Genomic DNA, 5,765 nt, shown 5'->3' on the forward strand with positions numbered 1-5,765 from the left:
GAACTTACCCAAAGCTACAATATATAGAGTTCAAAAACTATAACGTTATAGTTTTTCACGCTATATATCTAGTCTGGTGTCTAAGTGCTAATTAATATTGTGTGTTGGGTTAAGGTAACGAAACCCAACCTACAAATACTATCTAAAGATAAACTATTATCTCGATGGTAAATTTTGGAAAATACCTCTACCTCCTCCATTTATAGGTGTAGGTGAGATACGACCACCTCCTCCAGCACTAGGTTGAGAACCTCCTCTCATCCCTCCACCATTATCAAGTCCACGACTAGGGTCAGCAAATTCTGAGTTTGACACATTGGGGGACATAGTAAAATCTGAACCAGGTACAGTTCCTCTACCCATTGGGTCTCCTGTGCCACCTAGAGCATCATTTAAAAAAGTATTAGAAAAGCCACTGAAGGCATTATCAGCATCTAATCTTCTTTCTTCCTCAAAAAAAGGTACCTTAATTTTCCGTTCAGCAGGTTTGCTATTATCTTCTTCTTGAGCATTAGCAGTAGNCATTGGGGGACATAGTAAAATCTGAACCAGGTACAGTTCCTCTACCCATTGGGTCTCCTGTGCCACCTAGAGCATCATTTAAAAAAGTATTAGAAAAGCCACTGAAGGCATTATCAGCATCTAATCTTCTTTCTTCCTCAAAAAAAGGTACCTTAATTTTCCGTTCAGCAGGTTTGCTATTATCTTCTTCTTGAGCATTAGCAGTAGATATTAAGTTAAGGAAGAAGAAAGAAGGAAGAAGTAAGAAGAAAGGCAGGACTAGAATTTTTAACAGAGATAGACGGATGATTAATTTTAGTTGTTCTAAATTTTCTTTTTGTCGGTAATTTTTTTCTAGCATTATTAACTCCTAAAAACGGTTTTTAGTTGCACTTCAACGCCCCAAATATCTTTATTCATAAATAATGGGGTTGAGAGCTATACTACGAGGATTAATTTTTTTAGTTTGTAGTTGGGCTTCAACGCCCCAAATATATTTATTAAAAATGGGGTTAGAGCTATACTACGAGGATTAATTTTTTTTAGGTTTGTAGTTGGGCTTCAGCGCCAAATATATTTATTAAAAATGGGGCTAGAGCTATACTACGAGCATTGTTTAAAAACGGAAAGTTGTCCGTAAAACTCCAATGACAATTGTTTCATTATCTTCATTATGTTCTGGATTTGTTACTACAAAAAATCCAGGAGTAATTGTGATATTATCGCTCAATTTATATCTGTAAAAAGTTTCAATGTGATAGGAGGTATCCTCATCTTCTTGAATACCATTATCTCCATCTACTAATTTTAAAGGTTTACCAAATAATACGGCAAATAAATCTCCTTCCCGACCAAAAGGGTCAGACATCCCCACAGAAAATAAATAAGTATTAGAAGTGGCATGAGCATCAGAATTAATATAATTTGTAAATACCCATCCTCCCCAAGCAGCTAGAGTTATTTTTTGCCAAACTCGCCATTGCACTGTACCACCGACGGCGTTAATATTGGCAGGTCTGCTTAAACCTCCAGAAGTATCAGCATTTAAACTACCCGTAAAGGTATCTAGAAAACCATCTTCTGAATAAGCATTTATATAGGTAACGCCAGTTAAGACATTATCAAACGGTACAGTTAAAAATTGGACTCCTGTAGCACTGTGACCCGCATCAGTAATACCACCTTGTCCAGTAGGGCCATTACCAGGATTTTCACTATCCCGCGTACCGTAGGCAACTTGTAAACGTACTTTGTCGGTAATTAACCAGTCAAAACCTAAACCGGAGTCTAGTCTACCTATTTTAAATAGGGGACTGGAGTCGGTAAACCGAGAAATGGAACCACGACCCGCATCAAAATAAGGGGAGTTAGCTGTCAGGATGCTATTTAAGCTAAAGTTGACAGGTCGGAATGTGAAAACTACGCGATCGCCAAAAGCTGGAAAACGATATTCTAACTTAAATATTTGAAAATCATCATCTGTGTCTGTTTGGTAAGAGAGGATAGCCATATCTGTATTAAATGACTGCTGACCTGCAAAACTCAAATCTCTAAAGTTTGCCGAACCTAACTCTACTCGCAAGCGGTCTTTTCCTGTAAAAGTTGTGGCGGTTTGCAGTCGGACTAGATAATTAAAAATTGTATTTTCGTCCCCGCCTCCACGTCCACGAGCATTTTCTACATCTTCTCCACCAAAACCGTTGGCTAAACCAAATATTACTTCTCCACCAAATATAGTAGTTGTACCATTAAATCTATTGAATTCTAGTTCGGCAGTCCGAGCTTCTAGGGCATCCATTCGTCCACGGAGCGCTGCTAACTCTGGGGCAAATTCTTCGACTAAACGTTGAACTTTGGCCATATCCTCGCGAGTGGCTAAATCTGTTGTGGATATTTCAATTAGTTCTGTCATTCTGTCTAAGCAAGCGTTTAACCCGGCCGCAAATTCGAGGCGGTTCATGGCACGGTTGCCTCTATAGGTGCCATCTGGATATCCTGCTATACAGCCGTAACGTTCTACTAATGATTGTAATGCTTGAAATGCCCAGTCAGTAGGTTGGATATCTGATAGTTGGGATACGGAGTTTACTTGCTCTAGTACGGAGAGGTCGTCGTATTCATCTAATGCTTGTGCTAGTTCTAGAGGTTTTGCTTGAACTTTTGTAAAGACCGATTTGGGGTAAGTTAGNGTGCCATCTGGATATCCTGCTATACAGCCGTAACGTTCTACTAATGATTGTAATGCTTGAAATGCCCAGTCAGTAGGTTGGATATCTGATAGTTGGGATACGGAGTTTACTTGCTCTAGTACGGAGAGGTCGTCGTATTCATCTAATGCTTGTGCTAGTTCTAGAGGTTTTGCTTGAACTTTTGTAAAGACCGATTTGGGGTAAGTTAGTCCTTGTGATATTGGTGGTGATAGTAGATGGGGAAGGGATTTATTTTGTGGTTCAAATTCTGTGGAGTTTATCTGTGTTAATCCGGTTGCGGATTTTGCTAATGTTACAGGAATTGATAAAATAAATACTGAACTTAAAGTTAATAAAAGTTTACCATTCACTTGATTAGTCCTCACATCAACAGTATATTTACTTAACTTGTGTACCTCTTGCTTATACTTAGAGGTCAACATATAATAAGGTAAGATGGTAGTATAAGCAATTTCAATTAGTTAGTTCTACGGAAAAAGTTTGGGAAATCTGTGTATTTGCCAAAATACTTAAAGGAGACCTAATAGCAAAGATGAGTTGGTTCACAATTAATTAGATTTAGATGAGGATTAGAGACTGTTTATCAACAAAACTTTAAGCCCTTGTTGTAGTGGCGTGACACACCTAAAATGTTGCAATAGTAGGGGTGGGTTTTCCCGTTAAATTAATGAGTTTTCACCTAAAATTAGATAAACCCGCCCCCAATTATGTAACGCATCATTTTAGCTTTGTCGGTCTAGTAGGGTAGGTTAGGCGGGGATATAACTGTAATTTTTCGTGGTTTAAGATACGCCGTAACCCAGCAAATAGCAAAATTTTTCCCTTAAGATTTACTTGATAAATACTTTCTTAGTATTGAGTGTTAATTCATTTATATTCAGTATTAAGTATAAATAAGTATAAAGTTATGAGGTAATTATTAATTGTTAATTGTTAATTATTGAAGGAGGTATTAATTTATGGGTTATTGGGTTAAATGTCTAGGGGTTATTACTACTGCTTTAGTTTTGAGTTTCCCCACTATTGAAGAATTAGCTCAAGGAGGAAAATTAAAAAATTCTCCTGGATTTGCACAGGATATTTCTTATAGTCAATCTAACAGTCAATCTAAAATAGATAGGTTATTGAAAGAGGGAGCAGCATATTATCAAGACTGGGAATTTGAAAAAGCATTAGAAAAGTTTCAGCAAGTATTAAAAATGCGGCGAGAAATGGGTAACTTAGAAGCAGAAGCTCGCGCTCTTTTCTATGTAGGGGTAATTTATGATAAATTAGGTGAAGGAGAGAAAGTTTTAGATTCCTATTGGGAAGTTATGGGAGTAGCTGAAGAAGCAAGTAGTCAAGAAGAATTTGAAAAGATTAGTAAATACTTATGTAGGAGTAGTGGAGGAAAAACATTCTTAACGAGTGAAGAGAAAGTTAATCCTATTAAATATTGCCAGGGAATAAAAACAATTGAAGAAGATTCTGGTAGTGTAACTCTTTTATTTGATGAAGATGAAAAAGAAGAATAATTTTCTATCAGAAAAAATAGTTTTAATTGTAAGTTTAGTTGAGGAAACTTTAGCACAGCGACTTTGTTGAGTTTCACTATCGTTATATAAAAAAAAGAGGTTCAAAGCCTTCCCTTTTAAGGGGATGAAAGATAAAAGTTAATTATTTCAAGCCTCTAGGTTTCCGTTTGTCATGCTGCACAAAAAGCCAGAGGTTACTGTTTCGCTGCGCGACATGAAAAGCGTTTGCGTAGCATTCCGCAGGAAAGGAAAGCTCCTCCGTAGGAGGCTAACTGAGAACTAATAACTGTTTAGCTAACGCACAACTTCGTTAACGCTGCGCGACATGGAAAGCGGAGCATTCCCTATAGGAAAAAACGCAGTTACGACCATAGGAGGCTAACTGAGAACTGAAATTACCCAACCTAAATTAGTGCTGTTTATCTGAATAATTAACCCAAATTTACGCCAAGACTTTGTTGAGTTTAACTATCGTTCTCCCCAAAATAAAGATGTTCAAAGCCTCCCCTTTCTAATGGGGATGAAAAAATAAAAGTTGATTATTTCAAGCCTCTAGGTTTCCGTTTGTCATACTGCATAAAAAGCCAGAGGTTACTGAGAACTGAGAACTGAAATTACCTAACCTAAATTAATGCTAAAAGAATTTTTTTTCTTTTTTATCGATAAATAAAAAAACTTTATACGTTGATTTTTCGGTAAGTTTTAGCATATAGCATTTTCAAATGAGATGTAAATCTAGATTGAGTCTTTTCCTAGTCAAAAAATTCTGTCTTGAGTATGCATTAAACCTTGTCTAAAACTACTATTCTATTTAATGCTGTTTTCCCTTCTTTACCCAATAATTAATAATTAAATAATTAAATAATTCAGGTTGAAAGCCTCCCCAATNGATTGAGTCTTTTCCTAGTCAAAAAATTCTGTCTTGAGTATGCATTAAACCTTGTCTAAAACTACTATTCTATTTAATGCTGTTTTCCCTTCTTTACCCAATAATTAATAATTAAATAATTAAATAATTCAGGTTGAAAGCCTCCCCAATAAAGAGGAATAAAGTAGTCCTTTGCGGAGCATTCCGTAGGATGGGATGAATGGGTTACCTAACTATATCCAATCTCCTCTCAAGAAATAAATTTTTTCCTTTTAGTCAATCCTCTTCCTTTGAGGGAGAGGTAATTATCAATTATCCGTTATCCATTATCAATTAATAAATATTCCCTATTCCCTGTTCCTTAAAATTGAGTCTTTTCCTAGTCAAAAAATTCTGTATTGAGTATCCATTAAACCTTGTGTAAAGCTACTATTCTATTTAATGCTGTTTTCCCTTCTTTACCCAATAATTAATAATTAAATAATTAAATAATTCAGGTTGAAAGCCTCCCCAATAAAGAGAAATAAAGTAGTCCTTTGTGGAGCATTCCGTAGGATGGGATGGATAGGTTACCTAACTATANTTCTATTTAATGCTGTTTTCCCTTCTTTACCCAATAATTAATAATTAAATAATTAAATAATTCAGGTTGAAAGCCTCCCCAATAAAGAG

Annotated in this window: 2 protein-coding genes and 1 pseudogene; 1 reads left to right on the forward strand and 2 read right to left on the reverse strand. The window is 36.1% G+C overall.

Features of this window, described 5'->3' with window-relative positions:
- Positions 1–1,117 precede the first annotated feature (1,117 nt).
- Together AFK68_RS13735 and AFK68_RS45105 are read right to left on the reverse strand one after the other, a co-directional pair.
- Positions 1,118–2,689 (reverse strand): iron uptake porin (locus AFK68_RS13735; protein ID WP_143437853.1); only part of this gene is annotated, 1,572 nt, incomplete at its 5' end.
- Between the two features lies 1 nt (position 2,690).
- Positions 2,691–2,971, reverse strand: a pseudogene (locus AFK68_RS45105) (hypothetical protein); the annotation flags it as partial.
- 699 nt (positions 2,972–3,670) lie between these two features.
- Between AFK68_RS45105 and AFK68_RS13740 the strand changes: the two are divergent.
- Positions 3,671–4,225 (forward strand): hypothetical protein, encoded by a 555-nt coding sequence (locus AFK68_RS13740; protein ID WP_094673291.1) that lies wholly within the window; start codon positions 3,671–3,673, stop codon positions 4,223–4,225.
- Positions 4,226–5,765: the final 1,540 nt, after the last annotated feature.

Origin of the sequence: Hydrocoleum sp. CS-953 (genome assembly GCF_002260545.1) — a bacterium.
GTDB lineage: Bacteria > Cyanobacteriota > Cyanobacteriia > Cyanobacteriales > Microcoleaceae > Trichodesmium.